This window comes from Pseudomonas graminis (assembly GCF_900111735.1).
Taxonomy (GTDB): Bacteria; Pseudomonadota; Gammaproteobacteria; order Pseudomonadales; family Pseudomonadaceae; genus Aquipseudomonas; species Aquipseudomonas graminis.
In genome coordinates, this window is record NZ_FOHW01000020.1 from 69,740 (window position 1) to 88,114 (window position 18,375).

The 18,375-nt window shown below is 61.3% G+C and carries 10 protein-coding genes and 1 pseudogene; 7 read left to right on the forward strand and 4 right to left on the reverse strand.

The window, feature by feature from the left end; all coding sequences use genetic code 11:
* Positions 1–108 precede the first annotated feature (108 nt).
* The 3 genes and pseudogenes from BMY98_RS28260 to BMY98_RS28130 all read left to right on the forward strand — a co-directional run bounded on the left by BMY98_RS28260 (position 109) and on the right by BMY98_RS28130 (position 2,938).
* Positions 109–813 (forward strand): methyl-accepting chemotaxis protein, encoded by a 705-nt coding sequence (locus BMY98_RS28260; protein ID WP_483878434.1) that lies wholly within the window; start codon positions 109–111, stop codon positions 811–813.
* 307 nt (positions 814–1,120) lie between these two features.
* A pseudogene (locus BMY98_RS28125) lies at positions 1,121–2,080 on the forward strand (methyl-accepting chemotaxis protein); the annotation flags it as partial.
* Between the two features lie 141 nt (positions 2,081–2,221).
* Positions 2,222–2,938: a methyl-accepting chemotaxis protein gene (locus BMY98_RS28130; protein ID WP_425438884.1), complete on the forward strand. Its 717-nt coding sequence runs from the start codon at positions 2,222–2,224 to the stop codon at positions 2,936–2,938.
* A gap of 216 nt (positions 2,939–3,154) precedes the next feature.
* Here the strand turns inward: BMY98_RS28130 and mdoH are convergent, their stop codons facing one another.
* The 4 genes from mdoH to pip all read right to left on the reverse strand — a co-directional run bounded on the left by mdoH (position 3,155) and on the right by pip (position 9,392).
* Complete coding sequence (gene mdoH / locus BMY98_RS16025; RefSeq protein ID WP_074890805.1) at positions 3,155–5,752, reverse strand: glucans biosynthesis glucosyltransferase MdoH; 2,598 nt, start codon at positions 5,750–5,752, stop codon at positions 3,155–3,157.
* Complete coding sequence (locus BMY98_RS16030) at positions 5,745–7,718, reverse strand: glucan biosynthesis protein G (protein ID WP_139214513.1); 1,974 nt, start codon at positions 7,716–7,718, stop codon at positions 5,745–5,747. The genes mdoH and BMY98_RS16030 overlap by 8 nt, the downstream gene beginning before the upstream one ends.
* Before the next feature lie 264 nt (positions 7,719–7,982).
* Positions 7,983–8,420, reverse strand: a complete 438-nt coding sequence (dtd, locus tag BMY98_RS16035) for a D-aminoacyl-tRNA deacylase (protein WP_074890809.1) — start codon at positions 8,418–8,420, stop codon at positions 7,983–7,985.
* Entirely contained in the window at positions 8,421–9,392 is a 972-nt protein-coding gene (gene pip, locus BMY98_RS16040) for a prolyl aminopeptidase (protein WP_074890811.1), read from the reverse strand.
* A gap of 378 nt (positions 9,393–9,770) precedes the next feature.
* On the opposite strand from pip, the gene BMY98_RS16045 reads away from it, so the two are divergent.
* The 4 genes from BMY98_RS16045 to BMY98_RS16060 all read left to right on the forward strand — a co-directional run bounded on the left by BMY98_RS16045 (position 9,771) and on the right by BMY98_RS16060 (position 18,333).
* A complete protein-coding gene (locus BMY98_RS16045; RefSeq protein WP_074890812.1) occupies positions 9,771–12,254 on the forward strand; it encodes a glycogen/starch/alpha-glucan phosphorylase in 2,484 nt (827 codons plus the stop codon).
* A gap of 423 nt (positions 12,255–12,677) precedes the next feature.
* A complete protein-coding gene (locus BMY98_RS16050; protein WP_074890814.1) occupies positions 12,678–15,548 on the forward strand; it encodes a DUF2339 domain-containing protein in 2,871 nt (956 codons plus the stop codon).
* On the forward strand, positions 15,545–16,942 hold the full coding sequence (locus BMY98_RS16055; protein WP_083398803.1) for a DUF3999 domain-containing protein: 1,398 nt from the start codon (positions 15,545–15,547) through the stop codon (positions 16,940–16,942). Before BMY98_RS16050 ends, BMY98_RS16055 begins: the two co-directional genes overlap by 4 nt.
* A gap of 380 nt (positions 16,943–17,322) precedes the next feature.
* Entirely contained in the window at positions 17,323–18,333 is a 1,011-nt protein-coding gene (locus BMY98_RS16060; RefSeq protein ID WP_065986681.1) for a class 1 fructose-bisphosphatase, read from the forward strand.
* The last annotated feature ends 42 nt before the right edge of the window (positions 18,334–18,375 follow it).

Consider the following 18,375-nt stretch of genomic DNA (forward strand, 5'->3'; position numbering starts at 1 on the left):
CAGATCGCCAGCGCCGCCGAAGAACTGTCGGCGGTGACCGAACAGACCAGTGCCGGGGTCAACAGCCAGAAGGTCGAGACTGACCAGGTGGCAACCGCGATGCATGAGATGACCGCCACCGTGCAGGAAGTGGCGCGCAATGCCGAAGAGGCGTCCGAGGCCGCTGTAGCCGCTGACCTTCAGGCGCGCGAAGGCGACAAGGTCGTCAACGAGGCCATCGCGCAGATCGAGCTTCTCGCGACCGAAGTCGGTCACTCCACCGAGGCGATGGCTGAACTCAAGCGCGAGAGCGACAAGATCGGCAGCGTTCTTGATGTGATCAAGTCGGTTGCGCAGCAAACCAACCTCCTCGCCTTGAACGCCGCGATCGAAGCCGCGCGGGCTGGCGAGGCCGGGCGGGGATTTGCCGTGGTCGCGGACGAGGTGCGCAGCCTCGCGCAGCGCACGCAGAAGTCCACGGAAGAGATCGAAGAGCTGATTTCCGGGCTGCAGAACGGCACCCGGCAAGTGGCAACGATCATGGACAACAGCCGCGAGCTTACCGTCAGCAGCGTTGAGTTGACCCGTCGCGCCGGCACCTCCCTGGAAAACATCACCCGGACCGTGTCTGCGATTCAATCCATGAACCAGCAGATTGCCGCAGCGGTCGAGGAGCAGAGCGCTACGGCCGAAGAGATCAACCGCAGCGTGCTCAACGTGCGCGACGTGTCGGAACAGACCTCGGCCGCGAGCGAGGAAACCGCCGCGTCGAGCGTCGAGCTGGCGCGATTGGGCAGCCATCTGCAAGCGCTGGTGGGTCGCTTCCGGGTTTGATCCAGTTACCTGATCAGCACCCGTTTCAGTAACGAACCTGCCGAAAACCTCCCATCAGGGGCGGAATCTGTGACACGCGTCACCCCTTCCCGCCCTTCGGAAATCTCCTACGACCTGATCAGGTCACGCCTCTGCTTCCCCTGCCGATGCGCGTTTATCGCTCATCCGCAGGAGACGCATCATGCTGCAAGGCATCAATCGGGCGCTGGCCAACACCAGCGTCAAACTCAAACTCTCACTGGGCTTCGGCCTGGTTCTGCTTCTGACCCTGGCCATTACCCTGACCGGCTGGCATGGGCTCGACACTATGATCGAGCGCTCGGAGTCATTGACCTCCATCGCCCAGCTCAACGCGATGACCAAGGACCTGCGCGCCGAGCGCATCGTCTTCCGGGTCGAAAACACCGCTGACAGCGCGTCTCGGGTCGTTGACCGCATCAACGAGATCGAAGCGCATCTGGTGGTATTGCGTGAGGACGCCCCGCCTGCCGACATCCTCAAGTTGCTCAATGGGCAGAGCGACACTGTCAGGTCGCTCGAGTCCACCTTTGCCGATCTGGCCAAGCTGTTAAGTGCGCGAGCAGACTCCCGTGCACAGCTGGCCGCTCTGTCTGAAGAGGCGATCAACTCCATCGGTCAGGTGGAAAGCGAGGTCTTGAAAGCCGTCAGTCAGGAGCAGGACAGCAGCGAGCGCCTCGGGGAGTTCACCAACATCCAGCAATTGCGCGGACAGGTGCAAAACGCTCGTTACGAAGTCCAGGCGTACGTGTTCAGCGGTAGAGAGTCCTATGAGATTGCCGCCATCACCGCCATCGACGAAGCGTTGAAGGAAGTCGAGCAGATAGCTACCGATCAGGCCGATGGCAATGTCAGTGAATTGCTCAATGCCCGTAAGACGCTGCTCAAGTACCGTGAGCACATGGGCCAGTTCAAAGACTTGCAGGTCAAGGTTGAAGCGGCTCAGGAGTCCATGGAGGCGCTGAGCGAGAGTCTGCTCACCTCCACCGGCGAGATCACGGCACTGCAAGGTCAGCGCCGTGATGCCGAAGCCACTCAGTCGCGGCAGACACTCAGCGGTGTCGCAGGGCTGGCAATGCTCCTCGGCCTGCTCGCGGCGTGGATGATCACCCAGCAGATCATCACGCCGCTACGGCAGACCTTGAGTGCCGCTGCGCGCATCGCCAAGGGTGATCTGAGTCAGGACCTCGAAGTCGGCCGTCGAGACGAGATGGGCATGCTCCAGCGCAGCATGCAGGACATGACACTGAGCTTGCGCCAGCTCATCAGTGGCATCAGCGACGGCGTAACCCAGATCGCCAGCGCGGCGGAGCAACTGTCCGCCGTTACCGCGCAAACCAGCGTGGGCGTCACCAGCCAGAAAGACGAAACGGACTGCGTCGCCACGGCGATGAACCAGATGACCTCGACCGTCATGGAAGTCGCCCGCAATGCCGAAGAAGCCAGTGAAGCGGCACGACACGCCGATCAACAGGCGCGGGACGGCGACAAGGTGGTCAACGACGCCATCGCGCAGATCGAGCGCCTGGCGCTGGAGGTGAATAATTCGACCGAAGCCATGGGCAAGCTGAAGCTGGAGAGCGACAAGATCGGCGGTGTGCTCGACGTCATCAAGTCAGTGTCGCAGCAGACCAACCTGCTTGCCCTGAACGCCGCGATCGAAGCTGCCCGGGCAGGCGAAGCGGGACGCGGTTTTGCGGTCGTCGCCGATGAGGTTCGAGGCCTGGCCCAGCGCACCCAGGAATCGACTGAAGAAATCGAAGTGCTGATCGCGGCCTTGCAAAGCGGCACCCAGCAAGTGGTGATGACTCTTGATGCCAGCCGAACCCTGACCGACAGCAGCGTCGAACTGAGTCGCCAGGCCGGCAGCGCGTTGGGACATATCACGCGCACGGTGTCGACGATTCAGGCGATGAACCAGCAGATCGCCGCGGCGGGCGAGGAACAGAGCAGCGTGGCGGAGCAGATCAACCGCAGCGTGCTGAACGTCAGGGATGTGTCCGAGCAAACTGCAGCGTCCAGCGAAGAGACCGCCGCTTCCAGCATCGAACTGGCGCGGCTGGGTGTGCAGTTGCAGGAGATGGTCGGGAAGTTTCGGGTGAGTTGATTGCGCAGGTGCCACCGCCTTACCTGTAGGAGCGCGCTTGCCCGCGATTGCGGTGGATCAGACGACTCATTATTTGCTGACGGAATGCTTTCGCGGGCGAGCGCGCTCCTACAATTGATTTGCGCATGGCCATGGGCCCTGCGCAGACGTCCGAAGCCCGGACACAAAAACGCCGCCGAAGATGGCTCTTCGGCGGCGTTTTGTTTAGCGCATGAATCAGGCGTGTACGGGGGTCACGTCTTTCACATGGGTCGCTGGCTGCAAGGGCAGCAGCGGCGCATGGGGATCGGCTTCCACCGAAGCGCGCCAGGCATTGAGCCAGGCAGAATTGCCTTCGCTCCAGACCAGCTCGTGCAACCGAGCCAGTGCAACCGGGTCGCTCAGCAACTGCAAGCGCTCGTGGTTGTTCAGGAGCTCAGGGCCGCCTTTGATCGCATGACGTACACGCTCGACACGCATCCACTCGATCGGCTCGGCCTCGCGATGGCGAGAAGTTGCCAAGGCGCAGGCCAAAGCGTTCTGCTGCGGATCAACCACAGCGCGAACAAAGCCGTCGTTCAGCGCATGCCAGCGATTTTCATGGGTGTACTGGTCCGTAGACACTAGCTCTTGCGGCGGCGTGTGTTCTTCCGGAATCAGGAACAGCTTGGTGTCGCGCGCCTTCAAGCCCAGATTCGTACGGCTGGAGATAACCGACACCGGGATCGACAGCATCAACGAACCCACGATAGGCACCAGCCACCAGAGGAAGCTCGGGTTCAGCCAGGCCACCAGCAGCGCCCAGCAAAAGCCCAGCAGCGTCTGCGGCCCGTGGCGCTTGACCGCTTCGCTCCACGGCGTCGAGTCATCATCACGCTGCGGCGAGTTCCACGTCGCTGCCCAGCCCAGGAACGCAGCCAGTACAAAGCGGGTGTGGAAGATCATGCGCACTGGCGCCAGCAGCATGGAGAACAGCATTTCCAGCAGCATGGACAGGGTGACCTTGATGCGACCACCAAAGCCGGTCGCGCCCTTGGCCCAGATCAGAATCACGCTGAGCAGCTTCGGCAGGAACAACAGCACCACCGTCGTGGAGAACAACGCAACGGCTTTTTCCGGGTGCCACTGTGGCCACAACGGATACAGCTGACGCGGCTCCATGAAGTAGGTCGGCTCCATCAGCGTGTTCACCGCCAGCAGCGCGGTGGACAACACCAGAAAGAAGAACCACAACGGCGCCGACAGATAGGACATCACGCCGGTCAGGAACACGGCGCGGTGTACCGGGTGCATGCCTTTCACCAGGAACAGGCGGAAGTTCATCAGGTTACCGTGGCACCAGCGACGGTCACGCTTGAGCTCATCCAGCAGGTTCGGCGGCAGCTCTTCATAACTGCCCGGCAGGTCGTAGGCAATCCAAACGCCCCAGCCGGCACGGCGCATGAGCGCGGCTTCGACGAAGTCGTGGGACAGAATCGCGCCCGCAAACGCACCCTTCCCGGGCAGCGGCGCGAGGGCACAGTGCTCGATAAAAGGCTTCATGCGAATGATCGCGTTGTGACCCCAATAGTGGGATTCACCCAGCTGCCAGAAGTGCAGGCCGGCCGTGAATAACGGGCCGTACACGCGAGTCGCGAACTGCTGCATGCGGGCATAGAGCGTGTCCATGCCCGAGGCACGCGGCGCAGTCTGGATGATACCTGCGTCCGGCGTCGCTTCCATCAGACGCACGAGGCTGGTCAGGCATTCGCCACTCATCACCGAGTCAGCGTCAAGCACGACCATGTAGCGGTATTCACCGCCCCAGCGACGGCAAAAGTCATCAAGGTTACCGCTCTTGCGCTTAACGCGACGGCGGCGACGACGATAGAAGATCTTGCCGAAACCACCGGTTTCACGGCACACGTCCAGCCAAGCTTGCTGCTCGGCTACACAGATGTCGGTTTCGTTGGAGTCGCTGAGAATGAAGAAGTCGAAGCGATCCAGATCGCCCGTGGCCTTGACCGATTCAAACGTCGCCCGCAGACCCGCAAATACGCGAGGTACGTCTTCGTTGCAGATCGGCATGACCAGCGCAGTGCGCGCACCGGCTTCGATTGGCTCATTGCCCGCGCTTGCACCCGAAATACGGTACTTGTCGTGGCCGGTGAGCAGTTCCAGGAAACCCATCAGCGCGGTCCAGAAACCCGCCGACACCCAGCAGAACAGAATCCCGAACAGCAATAGGATGCTGGTCTGCAGCGCGTACGGCATGACCTGAACAGCGGTCTGCCACAGCGTCTGGTGACTGATTTCGTCAAACGAAACCAGCGACCAGCCCTGGTATGGCAGGATGCCTTTCATGTAGAAGCCGGCGACGATGGTCTGGCCCAGCATGAGGATCAGGAGGATGTAACGGCGGATCGAACCCACAGTGCGCCAGCGTGCCTTCGGCAGATCGCGCGGCAGATCGTCCTTGGGCGGTGGCGGATTGCTCTTGCCGGTCAGTCGACGCCAGCCGCGGTGCAGGATGTTGGTCCGCCACGGCTCCGGCACGACTTTGGTCCGACGAATCGGCGGCGTGGCTTTCAGGACAACGCGGCCGCTGGCGTCAACACTCAGCATCTCGGCTTCGTGCAGTTCATCAGCGGTCGTCAAGGTCAGGCGACGACCCACCGAAGCCTGGGCGGCCTCGGCGGAATCAGCGACGGTTTGCGCCGAAAGGCGCTCGTGCAGCTCAGCGAACGAGGTGCAGCTGGCAAGTTCTGCCCGCTGCGCGTCGGTCATCGGCAAATGCGCCAGGTACTCGCTGAGAGACTCATTCAAAGGCTCTGGCACCGCGTGTGAATTACTCATCGGCTGGCAACTGGTAGCTCCAGGTTTCGGTCAGGACTTGTTGAATCATGGCCGGCCCCTGTGGGGTGGATGCAGCCTGTACCGCTGGCTGCGGGGTATCTTTCATGCCTTTGTTGGCCTTGGCAGCGTCGCCCAGAGCGGCTTCAGGCTTGTACGCCTCGTCCGACTTGGCTTCGGCAACCTTGGTGGCATCGGCTGCCTTGGCGGCATCTTTGCTGTCGGCTTTAGGGCCTTTAGCGTCTTTCATATCTTTCGCGTCTTTCGCATCACCGGCCTTCAAGGCGTCGGTTTTGACGATTTCGGCTTTCTCGTCCTTCGGTGCAGCAACCACTGGCGCCGCAGCAACAGCCGCTTTGGCGTCAGCCTTGGTGGCCGGCTTCTTGTCCGACTTGTCAGCAGTGATGACCGCCGGCTCCTTGCCTGGTTCGGCAGGGGTTTCGCGCAGCAGGTAAGCACGCATTTCAACCGACTTGCCCGGATCCTTGACCTTCAGGCGCAGCGTCAGACGCCAGCCTTTGGTCACCGGGTTGTAGCGCAGGTTGTTCTCGACCAGATCGGTGTTGTCATCGGTGATGACCTGACTGCGGATCGACGGATCTTCGCCCAGCTTGGCGAGGGTCGGGCCAACGAAATCGACCAGGTAGGCAACGCTGCCGTCCGGTTGACGAATCAGGTTCGATTGCTTCACGTCGCCAGTGGAGCGCAGGGTCTGCTTGACCCAACCCAGGTCAGGCGAGTGAATGGCATCCTCATCCATGGTCCAGTGCAGACGATAGTTGAAGTCGACCGGCTGACCCGGCTCTGGCTGGGTTTCCGGCTTCCAGAACGCAACGATGTTGTCGTTGGTTTCGTCGGCAGTCGGAATCTCGACCAGATCAACGGTGCCCTTGCCCCAGTCGCCCTTCGGCTCGATCCAGGCGCTTGGACGTTTGTCGTAGCGGTCGTCCAGGTCCTCGTAATGGCTGAAGTTGCGGCCACGTTGCAGCAGACCGAAGCCGCGCGGGTTCTCTACAGAGAAGCTGCTGACCGAGAGGTGTTTAGGGTTGTTCAGCGGGCGCCAGATCCACTCGCCATTGGCTGCCTGAATCGACAGACCGCTGGAGTCGTGCAGCTCGCGACGGTAATTAAGGACTTTCGAAGGCTGGTTTGCACCGAACAGGAACATGCTGGTCAGCGGGGCCACGCCCAGTTTGCCGACCTTGTCACGCAGGTACATGCGCGACTGGACATCAACCAGTGAGTTGGTGCCCGGACGCAGGGTCAGCTTGTACGCTCCAGTGGCGCGTGGGGAGTCGAGCAAGGCGAAGATGACCAGATGATTGTCATCCGGGCCCGGCTTCTCGATCCAGAACTCGGTGAAACGAGGGAATTCCTCACCCGACGGCATGGCTGTGTCGATCGCCATCCCGCGCGCCGACAGGCCATAAACCTGACCTTTACCGATGACGCGGAAGTAGCTCGCGCCCAGCATGGTCATGATTTCGTCTTGCTTGTCGTCTTTGTTGATCGGGTAAGTGACGCGGAAACCGGCGTAGCCCAGGTTCTCGGTCGACTTGGGATCGAACTTCACATCGCCGAAATCGAAACGACTCGGGTCGTACTTGATCTCGTTGACGGAGTTGGCGGTGACTTCGTTGATTTTGACCGGGGTGTCGAAGTGCATTCCCTGATGATAGAACGAGACCTTGAACGGGGTCTTGTCATTGGCCCATTCGGCCTTGTCTTGCAGGAAGCGGATCTTTTGATAATCCGCGAACTTCATGTCGCGGAATTCGGCCGGAAGATTGCTCTTCGGCGCGGTGAATTTCTGTCCGGCCAGATCTTTGGCCTTTGTCGCCACGTCGTCGAGATCGAACGCCCAGAGCTGACTGGCGCCGAACAGACAAAACAAAGCCGACCCTGCCAGCAGTGCGCTGCGCAAGCGACCGCCCGGGTTCTTTGGTGCATTACATGGACTAACAATCACGAGCAACCCTCGCCGAAAACAGATGAAGAAACCAACGGCCAGCTATCAAATGCCGGGTTGGCGAGCATTGTTCCGACTCCAAAAGGGACCAATGATTCCCCAAGCGGTGTCGGACCAGTCTGCGTTTTACCGATTTAACGGGCCTTGGCCCGTCCTTGTAGCGCGCGATTATCCAGTAGCTCGCGTTACAACGCATCAGGGGACGCAAACTATTTATTGCGTTTGGAGCGAGTAAATCCGGGGCCATCAAACAGACCGGGCTGTTCAGGCCTCAAGCAAAAATGTCACAGGGCCATCATTGATCAGGTGAACCTGCATATCTGCACCAAACTGGCCCGTTTCCACCGTGGCGTGAGTGGTTTTGGCCTTTGTCACCAAGTAGCCAAACAGCTCGGCGCCGAGGGCCGGGGGTGCAGCTTTTGAAAAACTCGGCCGCATCCCGCTTTTGGTATCCGCCGCCAGTGTGAACTGAGAGACCAGCAGTAACCCGCCGTTAACGTCGACTAACGAAAGATTCATCTTCCCGTCGGCGTCACTGAATACCCGGTAGTTAAGCAGCTTGTGCAACATCTTGTCGGCGCTGGCCGGCGTGTCTTGAGGCTCAATACCGATCAGGACCATTAAACCCTGATCAATCGCGCCAATGGTCTGGCCGGCAACGTCGACGCGCGCCTGGGAAACGCGCTGAAGCAAGGCTTTCATTTATGCCTCTTCCGGCGGCAGATCCAGCAAGCGGCGCGCCACTTCTGATGCCGCGCGTACCAGGGCATCGGTGATGCCTGGCTCGGACGCCGAGTGACCGGCTTCGCGGATGACCTGCAGCTCACTGTTCGGCCACGCCTGGTGCAACTCCCAGGCGTTGTCCAGCGTGCAGATCATGTCGTAGCGGCCATGCACGATGATGCCCGGCAGATGGGCAATTTTCGGCATGTCGCGAATCAACTGATTTTCTTCAAGGAAAGCGCCGTTGGTGAAGTAATGACATTCGATGCGCGCGATGGACAGCGCACGATGGGGCTCGGTGAAGCGATCGACCACCTGCGGGTTCGGACGTAGCGTGGCGGTGCGACCTTCCCACGTCGACCATGCCTTGGCGGCGTGCATCTGGGCGATTTGATCGTTGCCGGTGAGGCGTTTGTGGAATGCACCGAGCACGTCGTGGCGCTCGTCCGGCGGAATCGGCGCCATGTAGTCCTGCCAGTAATCCGGGAACAGGCGGCTCGCACCTTCCTGATAGAACCACTTGATGTCCTGGGGCCGGCTCAGAAAGATGCCGCGCAGAATCAGTGCATGAACCCGGTCAGGGTGCTTCTGCGCGTAGGCGAGGGAAAGCGTCGACCCCCACGAACCACCGAACACCACCCACTTGTCGATGCCCAGATGGGTGCGGATGCGCTCGAGGTCATCGACCAGGTGCCAGGTGGTGTTGTTTTCCAGACTGGCGTGTGGCGTTGAGCGGCCGCAGCCGCGCTGATCGAAGGTGATGATGCGATAGAGGTTCGGATCGAAATATCGCCGGCTCTGCGCGTCGCATCCCGAACCCGGCCCGCCGTGAAGGAACACTACCGGCAAGCCGTCCGGCGAGCCGCTTTCATCGACGTACAGCACATGCGGCTCTTCCACTGCCAGATCGTGCCGGGCGTAAGGTTTGATCTGCGGGTACAAAGTCTGCATAGGTGCTCCAAAAGTCCAGTTCAGGGGCTGCGATCTATCTGCCGTTGGGCATCATAAACCTGAATCGGCGAATGAACATGCCTGCCTGATTCTGACCAACTGTCATCCCCTGTATCGCGGGCACATCCCCGCTGGCAGCAAGCATGAGCAAGATCAGCGCCAGAGTGGAACGATCAATGCAAGGCGTCCCAAGATCATGGGAAAGCGCCAGAGATTCGCCGCCTGTGTGCAATGACGGCGAACCGAGGTAGCTTGTTCGAGTCGAACCGAGGGTCGTGCATTCGCGTATTTTTCACCCGACCGGGAGGAAATAACCAATGACACGCCCTACAGTCTACGCACCCATTTAATCGTCAAAACAACTTGAGGTCGTACCCGATGTCTCCGGAACCCAACGTTCGTGACGCTGAAGTGGCAGCCTTCCGAGAAGCTGTGCTGAACAAACTCGAGTTTGCCGTCGGTAAAGACCCCGACCATGCCTTCGACCATGACTGGTTCATGGCAATTGCCTTGGCGACTCGCGACAAAATGGCGGAGCGCTGGATGAACCACACGCGCTACGTCTACCGGCAGGAAAAAAAGCGCGTCTATTACCTCTCCCTCGAGTTCCTGATCGGCCGTCTGATGTTCGACAGCCTGAGCAACCTGGGCATCCTCGAAACCGCGCGCGAAGCATTGAAAGGGCTGAACGTCGACCTGGAGCAGATTCGCTCGCTGGAGCCTGACGCTGCACTGGGCAATGGCGGCCTTGGCCGTCTGGCTGCGTGCTTCATGGAAAGCATGTCGACCCTCGGCATTGCCGGTCATGGCTATGGCATTCGTTACGAGCACGGTCTCTTCCGTCAGGCCATCGTTGATGGCTGGCAGCAGGAGCAGACCGAGAACTGGCTGGACTTTGGTAACCCGTGGGAATTCGAACGCCCTGAAGTGATTTACCAAATCGGCTTCGGCGGCAGCGTACAGCCCCAGCTTGATGCAGCCGGCGCACCGGTTCTGGATGCTTCGGGCGAAACCCGGCAGGTCTGGACCGCAGGCGAAACCGTCCGCGCGATCGCGTACGACACGCCGGTAGTGGGCTGGCGCGGCAAAGCGGTCAACACGCTGCGCCTGTGGCGTGCCCGTGCAGTGGAGGATCTGCACCTGGAACGCTTCAACGCCGGCGACCACGTCGGTGCGGTGGCGGAAGTGGTGCGGGCAGAAAGTATTTCCCGCGTGCTGTATCCAAACGACAGCACCGAAGCCGGCCAGGAACTGCGCCTGCGTCAGGAGTTCTTCTTCGTCTCGGCGTCGCTGCAGGACTTGCTGCGCCGCCACAAGAACATGGGCTACAGCATCAGTAGCCTGCCGGAACACGTGGCCATCCAGATGAACGACACGCACCCGTCGATCGCTGTGGCAGAGCTGATGCGCGTCTTGATCGACCTGCACGAGGTGGAGTGGGACGAGGCCTGGCGCATCACCGTCGGCACCCTGGCCTACACCAACCACACGCTGCTGCCTGAAGCGCTGGAGACCTGGTCCGTCGGCCTGATGGAGCGCATGTTGCCGCGCCACATGCAGATCATTTACATGATCAACGCCCAGCACATCGACAAGGTTCGCCTGGACTTCAAAGACGATCCTGCGCTGTTCGACCTGTTGCGCGCCGTCTCGCTGATCGAAGAAGACAACGGCCGTCGCGTGCGCATGGGGAACCTGGCTTTCCTGGGTTCGCACAGCGTGAACGGTGTGTCGGCCCTGCACACTCAGCTGATGCGCAAGACCGTTTTCGCCCACCTGCACAAGCTTCACCCGGATCGCATCAACAACAAAACCAACGGCATCACCTTCCGCCGCTGGTTGTTCCAGTCCAACCCGCAACTGACGTCCATGCTGGTCAACGAGTTGGGCGAGCAGGTGCTCGACAACCACGAGACCGCGCTGCTGAAACTGGAGCCCCTAGCCGACGACGCACGATTCCAGAAGGAATTCGCTGCCCAACGCCTGCAAAGCAAACAGGCCCTGGCGACGATCATTCAGGACCGCATGGGCATCGTGGTTAACCCTGAGGCGATGTTTGACGTCCAGGTCAAACGTATCCACGAATACAAGCGTCAGTTGCTGAACCTGTTCCACACCGTGGCGCTGTATCAGGCCATGCGTGCCGACCCGAGCACCGATTGGGTGCCTCGCGTGAAGATCTTCGGCGGCAAGGCGGCGGCCAGTTATCACTCGGCCAAGCTGATCATCAAGCTGACCAACGACATCGCGCGCACGGTCAACAACGACCCTACGCTGCGCGGCCGTTTGAAAGTGGTGTTCATGCCCAACTACAACGTCAGCCTGGCGGAAAGCATCATTCCGGCGGCGGATTTGTCGGAGCAGATTTCCACGGCGGGCCTGGAAGCGTCCGGCACCAGCAATATGAAGTTCGGCCTCAACGGCGCACTGACCATCGGCACCCTCGACGGCGCCAACGTGGAGATGAGCGAGCAGGTCGGCCTGGAGCACATGTTCATCTTCGGCATGACCTCGCAGGAAGTCGAAGCGCGCAAGCATGCCGGTGAGTTCAACGCGCATCAGGACATCGCCGCATCCGGGCGTTTGAATGACGTGCTGCAAGCGATTCGGGGCGGGGTGTTCTCGCCGGATGATCCTTATCGCTACGCCGGGTTGATCGATCAGTTGATCAACTACGACCGCTTCTTCGTCTGCGCTGACTTCGAGTCGTACTGGCACGCACAGGCCAAGGTCGAAGCGCGCTGGCACGATTCGAAAGAATGGTGGCGCTCGGCGGTGCTCAACACCGCGCGCATGGGCTGGTTCTCCTCGGACCGGACCATCCGCGAGTACGCGACCGAAATCTGGAACGCGCTGGATTAAAAGCCTGGAGGTGGTCGTTTCTCCCCGAAACGACCACCGCTGCTTTGCATAGGCTGCTCACTGAGATGACTGGCTGAAGGTCCCGCAGAATCGCGTCGATCACACCTCTCGCCAACGACATAAATCCACTGTAGGAGCGCGCTTGCCCGCGATTGCGGTGGATCAGACGGCTAATTATTTGCTGACGGAATGCTTTCGCGGGCAAGCGCGCTCCTACAGGTCTGCGCCGACCACGCAACGTTCTCTCAACCCACCGTTTGGGCCAGCAGCATCAACAGATCAGCATTCGAACGCCGGATATGTTTGCGCCCTGATGCACCAGCGACTCAGTTCTCCTTCCCCGACACAAAATGTTTCCCCTTTCCTGAGCCCCGATATACTTTTCGGCATCGCCGGTAATCGGCCGAAAAGGGATGTCGTCGCGTGCAATGGATTCTTCTGCTGGCCGGGCTTGTTCTCGGGGCGCTTCTTGATGAGTCGCTGTTGGGCGGCGCTGTCGGTGCGGTCATTGGTCTGGCCGCGGGTTTGAGCTTCCGGCTGAGCGCATTGACACGGGAAACCGCCGCGCAGAAAGCCGAACTTGCCAAGACCCGGCTGGACCTGGACGCCGTACAACAACGCTTAAGCCAGCTGGATTCCGCCGCCGCCCAGTTGCCGGATGCGCCCGTGTCAGCGCCGTTAAATGTTCAGCCCATCGCAGACGACGGCCCGGAACTGCTGTGGGATCTTCCGGACCTCGAGCCAGTCACCCCGGATGTCGGCGATTCGGAATGGAGTCGCCCTGCACCGGCGCCATCATCCACAGCCCCGAGTTACGTGCCCGCCTCTCAGCACGCTTCAACCCAGCCCGCTCCTCCCCAGCACAGCCTTTTCGAAAGCGCCTTACTGCGCGCGAAAAACTGGCTGCTCGGCGGCAACACCGTGCTGCGGGTCGGCGTGGTGCTGCTGTTTCTCGGCCTGGCGTTTCTGCTGCGCTACGCCACCGAAGGCATGGTCGTGCCGATTGAGGCCCGTTATGCCGGCGTCGCAGTGGCAGCGCTGGCGCTGCTGGGTCTGGGTTGGTGGCTGCGTCATCGCAATGAATCCTTCGCGCTGATGCTGCAGGGGACGGGCGTCGCGGTGCTGTACCTGACCGTGTTCGCCGCGATGAAAGTTCACACCCTGCTGGCGCCGGGCATGGCATTCAGCCTGCTGGTTGCGGTCACCGTGTTTTCGGCCATTCTCGCCGTCACGCAAAACTCCCTGGCCCTCGCCTGCGTCGCCGCCCTGGGCGGATTTGCCGCGCCGCTGCTGACGTCCTCGGGCGAGGGCAGTCACGTCGCGCTGTTCAGTTATTTCGCCCTGCTCAATGCTGGCATCTTCGCCATCGCCTGGTTCAAGGCATGGCGCCCGCTGAACCTGATCGGCTTCATCGGCACATTCGGCATCGGCTTCGCCTGGGGCATGGACGCGTACACGCCCGAGCTGTTCTGGAGCACCGAACCCTTCCTGATTCTGTTCTTCCTGATGTACCTGGCCATCGGTCTGCTGTTCGCCCGGCGCAAGCTGCAGGAACACGCCGCCGGGCCCGACGACGACAGCCGGGAAGCGACCCTGCGCTGGTCCGCACGCCAAACCCACTACGTCGATGGCAGCCTGTTGTTCGGCACGCCCATCGTCGGTTTCGGCCTGCAGTACGCGCTCGTCAAACATCTGGAATTCGGCGCTGCGTTGAGCGCACTGGCGCTGGGCTTGCTGTACATGGGCATCGCCCGGTTCCTGGCCGGGCGCGCACCGGGTCGGGCGTTGCTGCTGGTTGAAACGTGCCTGTCGCTGGGCGTGGTGTTCGGGACGCTGGCGATTCCCCTTGGCCTGAGCGCGCAATGGACGACCGTCGCCTGGGCGGTCGAAGGCGCGGCGGTGTTCTGGCTCGGTATGCGCCAGAACCGCGTGCTGGCTCGAGGTTTCGGGCTGCTGTTGCAACTGGGCGCAGGGATCGCGTTCATGGGCGTGGTCGGGCGTTGGTATGTCCCTACGTTCAATCAGGGGGATTTCTGGACCCCCTTGATCATCGCGCTGGCTGGCTTGGTAAGCGCGTTCACCGTGGAACGCATCGGGACTTTGCGTCTGTCGCTAAGCGAGCGTGTATTGCAACCTGCGTTGTTGATGTGGGGGACGCTGTGGTGGTCTGTCGCGCTGTTCATCATGACTGACCATGTAGCAGGCACTAACGTGTTCTCGGCGTTGCTGGTGCTGGGTGCGGTCAGCGCCGGGCTGTGGACAATGGCTGCCCTGCGCCTGAACTGGACGGGAATCGCTCAGCTATCGACGCTGTTGACGCCGATGAGCGCTGTGTTGCTCGCGCTGATGAGCTTCAACTCCTATTACAACCCTGCCGCCGATTGGGGCTGGCTGGGCTGGCTTGCGGTGTTTGCGGTTCACCTCTGGTCCTTGAAGCGGCTCGACAAACTGCTGCTCCCGCGCCTGCGCGGTGCTGCCCACGTGATCGGCTGCTGGCTGATCATCGGCGTGCTCTCGCTGCAACTTCGTTACGGGTTGCTGGTGTTGTCGGAGGCGTATAACGCTTGGCGCTGGCTGGGCTGGGCGTTGCTGCCAAGCTTGTATTTGCTGGCGATGACGGCATCCCGCACGTGGCCCTGGCCTGTCAGTGCGTATCCGCGTGAGTACCGCGTCTGGGCTGCGGCGCCGCTGGCTGCATTGATGCTCGCCTGGTTCTGGCTGGCGAACGGGTTCAGCGACGGCGCTGCCGATCCCCTGCCCTATCTGCCATTGCTGAACCCGCTGGAGCTGGGCTTGCTGATCACGCTGACCGGCATCTTCAGCTGGACCCGCCAGCAACTTCCGCAATTGGGCGTCAGCGAGGGGCGTGCGCAGAAAGCGGCGCTGGTGATTGCCGGCGCATCGCTGTTCGCGCTGATCACCGCCATGGTGCTGCGCACGGCGCATCACTGGGCCGGCGTGGCCTGGTACCCCGACGCGCTGTTTGAATCAATGCGCGTGCAGGCCGGCCTTTCCATCGTCTGGACCCTGACCGCGCTGGCGCTGATGATCGGCGGCCATCTGCGCGCCCGCCGCGACCTGTGGATCGTCGGCGCCGCACTGATCGGCGTCGTCGTGGCCAAGCTGTTCTTCGTCGAGCTGAGCAATCGTGGCGGTCTGGAGCGAATCATTTCCTTTATCGGCGTTGGCGTTCTGTTGCTGGTGGTGGGATATTTCGCCCCCCTTCCGCCCCGGCATCCGGCCCGAAGAGAGGGCCTGACCGATGCCGACGCGGCGGACCGGGCATCAAAATGAAGCGCGTAAGGAGTGTTCAGTTGAGTCGTCAGTTCGTCATCAAGGCCGCCCTGCTTGCCCCGTTGCTGGGCTCGCTGCTGTGCGCGGCGCCGCTCAGCCAGGCGGAGGATCTGCCGGATGATTTCACCACCCATGCGCCGCTGACCGTCAGCGGCGAAGGGCCTTGGTATCGGCTGGAATTGCCCCTCGGCGTGCAGCTGAACGCGCGCCAAAGCACTCTCAACGACGTGCGCGTTTTCAATGCCGACGGCCAGGCCCAACCCTACGCAATCACCCAAAGCCCGCCCCAGCGCGCAGCCGAGGCAACCCCGGTCTCGGTGAAGTGGTTCCCGCTGTACAACAGTGATGCCGCGAAAGACGCCGAGCCGAAAATCCGCATCGAGCGCACGCCCACCGGCACGCTGGTAGAGGTTCAGCCTCAGGGTGAGATCGAGGCGGGCGAAGAGATCCTGCGCGGCTGGTTGCTGGACACCAGCGCGATCAACGCGCCGCTGGATCAACTGATTCTGGACTGGAGCAGCGAGCGCGACGGTTTTCAGCGGTTCAGCATCGAGGCCAGTGACGACCTCCAGCATTGGCAGCGCTGGGGCGAAGGTCAGGTCGCGAGGCTTTCATTCGCGGAAGAGTTGGTTGAGCAGCGCGTTGTTAATCTGCCGGGGCGCAGCGCTCGCTACCTACGCTTGCTGTGGAAATCGCCCCAGTCCGCGCCGACGTTGAACGCCGTGCAACTGATCAGCACGCAACCCGGCGTGCTGCCGTTGAGCTGGTCGCCGGCCATCAATGGACGCGTCGAAAAACCCGGCGTTTATGTATGGCAACTGCCGGTGGCCCTGCCGCTGGAACGCATGCGGATCGATATCGCGCAACCCAACAGCCTCGCCCCCGCCACGCTCTATGGGCGTCGCGACAGCAACGCGCCTTGGCAAATGATCGACAACGGCCTGCTTTATCGGCTCAGCCAGAACGGTCAGGACGTTGTGCAGGACGAAATGGAGCTGCCCGGCAATGTCGTGCAACAGCTTAAACTTGAGGTCGATGACCGCGGCGGCGGCCTGGGCAATGACGCGCCGACGCTGAGCTTTGCCGTGCGCGCCACGCAACTGGTGTTCCTCGGTCGCGGCGCGCCGCCTTACAGCCTGGCCGTCGGCAACGCCACGGTGAAAAGTGCGGCGTTGCCACTGGCGACGCTGATTCCCGGTGTCAGCCCGGAGAAGCTGGCAGCACTGGGCAGTGCGTCAATGGCCTCCACACCGGTCGCGCCAGTTGCTGCGGCTGCGCCCGTGGAGGCCATGCCTGACCTGAAGCGCATCGGTCTGTGGGCCGTGCTGATAATCGGGGTGGTTTTTCTGGCATGGATGGCGCTTGGCACGCTGCGTGGTTCTCGTGGCAAGTAACGCGCACGATAAAGCGCCAACCGAGGCGCTCAACTGAGGCGCCAGAGAATAAGTGTCGGGGTGATGACGCTGAATCGATCCGGTATCGAAAAAATTGCAGACGATGCCCACCAATTCGTCACCCCGTCCGCGTTACGCTTAACGTACAACCTATGCGACTGGGTACTGCGATCCCTTGTGGGATCGGCTTCAGCCGGGAAGGCGTCGGTCGTCACGCTGCAAGATTTGTAGTGTTCACACTGGCGTCTTCCCGGCTAAAGCCGGTCCCACCAGGATGTAGCCCGTGAACTGAATCACTACCTGCCCGGTCTGACAGGCAGTATTAAATCTCCGCTCACGCTAGACTGTGCGCGTTTTTATCCCCCATTTCGGAGCTCTCCATGTCCCGCGTTACCTTGAGTCGTTATCTGATCGAGCAGACCCGCACCAACAACACCCCTGCCGATCTGCGCTTTCTGATTGAAGTCGTGGCGCGTGCGTGCAAGGAGATCAGCCACGCGGTATCCAAAGGTGCTCTGGGCGGCGTGCTCGGCAGCATGGGCACCGAAAACGTGCAGGGTGAAGTGCAGAAGAAACTGGATGTGATGTCCAACGAGATTCTGCTCGAAGCCAACGAATGGGGTGGTCACCTGGCCGGCATGGCGTCCGAAGAAATGGACAACGCCTACCAGATCCCCGGTAAATACCCGAAAGGCGCCTACCTGCTGGTGTTCGACCCACTGGACGGTTCGTCCAACATCGACATCAACGCCCCGGTCGGCACGATCTTCTCGGTGCTGCGTTGCCCCAACGAGTATCTGAGCCAGAACGAAGCGCTGAACGAGAAGGCGTTTCTGCAGCCAGGCACTCAGCAAGTCGCCGCCGGTTACGCCATCTACGGCCCGCAGACCATGCTGGTACTGACCCTGGGTGACGGCGTCAAGGGCTTCACCCTGGACCGCGAGATGGGCAGCTTTGTCCTCAGCCACGAAGACATCAAGATCCCGGAGTCCACCCAGGAATTCGCGGTCAACATGTCCAATCAGCGTCACTGGGAAGCCCCGGTCAAGCGCTACGTCGAAGAGCTGCTGGCTGGCGAAGACGGCCCGCTGAAGAAGAACTACAACATGCGTTGGGTCGCGGCGATGGTGGGCGACGTCCACCGCATCCTGACCCGTGGCGGTCTGTTCATGTACCCGCGCGACTCCCGCGAGCCTTCCAAGCCGGGCAAGCTGCGCCTGATGTACGAAGCCAACCCGATGTCGTTCCTGGTTGAACAGGCCGGCGGCGCATCGACCGACGGCCATCAGCGCATCCTCGACATCCAGCCCGAAGGCCTGCACCAGCGGGTCGCCGTGTTTCTGGGTTCCAAAGAAGAAGTCGAGCGCGCCACGGCGTATCACAAGGAATAAAGTTCTGAATGGCCGCTTTTGGCCTACGACGTGAATGGCATG

What these genes read in the sequence shown, in the direction of transcription:
- BMY98_RS28260 (WP_483878434.1), top strand. Translation starts at nt 109, where the DNA reads ATGACCGCCACCGTGCAGGAAGTGGCGCGCAATGCCGAAGAGGCGTCC.
- BMY98_RS28130 (WP_425438884.1), top strand. Translation starts at nt 2,222, where the DNA reads ATGAACCAGATGACCTCGACCGTCATGGAAGTCGCCCGCAATGCCGAA.
- mdoH (WP_074890805.1), bottom strand. Translation starts at nt 5,752, where the DNA reads ATGAGTAATTCACACGCGGTGCCAGAGCCTTTGAATGAGTCTCTCAGC.
- dtd (WP_074890809.1), bottom strand. Translation starts at nt 8,420, where the DNA reads ATGAAAGCCTTGCTTCAGCGCGTTTCCCAGGCGCGCGTCGACGTTGCC.
- pip (WP_074890811.1), bottom strand. Translation starts at nt 9,392, where the DNA reads ATGCAGACTTTGTACCCGCAGATCAAACCTTACGCCCGGCACGATCTG.
- BMY98_RS16045 (WP_074890812.1), top strand. Translation starts at nt 9,771, where the DNA reads ATGTCTCCGGAACCCAACGTTCGTGACGCTGAAGTGGCAGCCTTCCGA.
- BMY98_RS16055 (WP_083398803.1), top strand. Translation starts at nt 15,545, where the DNA reads ATGAAGCGCGTAAGGAGTGTTCAGTTGAGTCGTCAGTTCGTCATCAAG.
- BMY98_RS16060 (WP_065986681.1), top strand. Translation starts at nt 17,323, where the DNA reads ATGTCCCGCGTTACCTTGAGTCGTTATCTGATCGAGCAGACCCGCACC.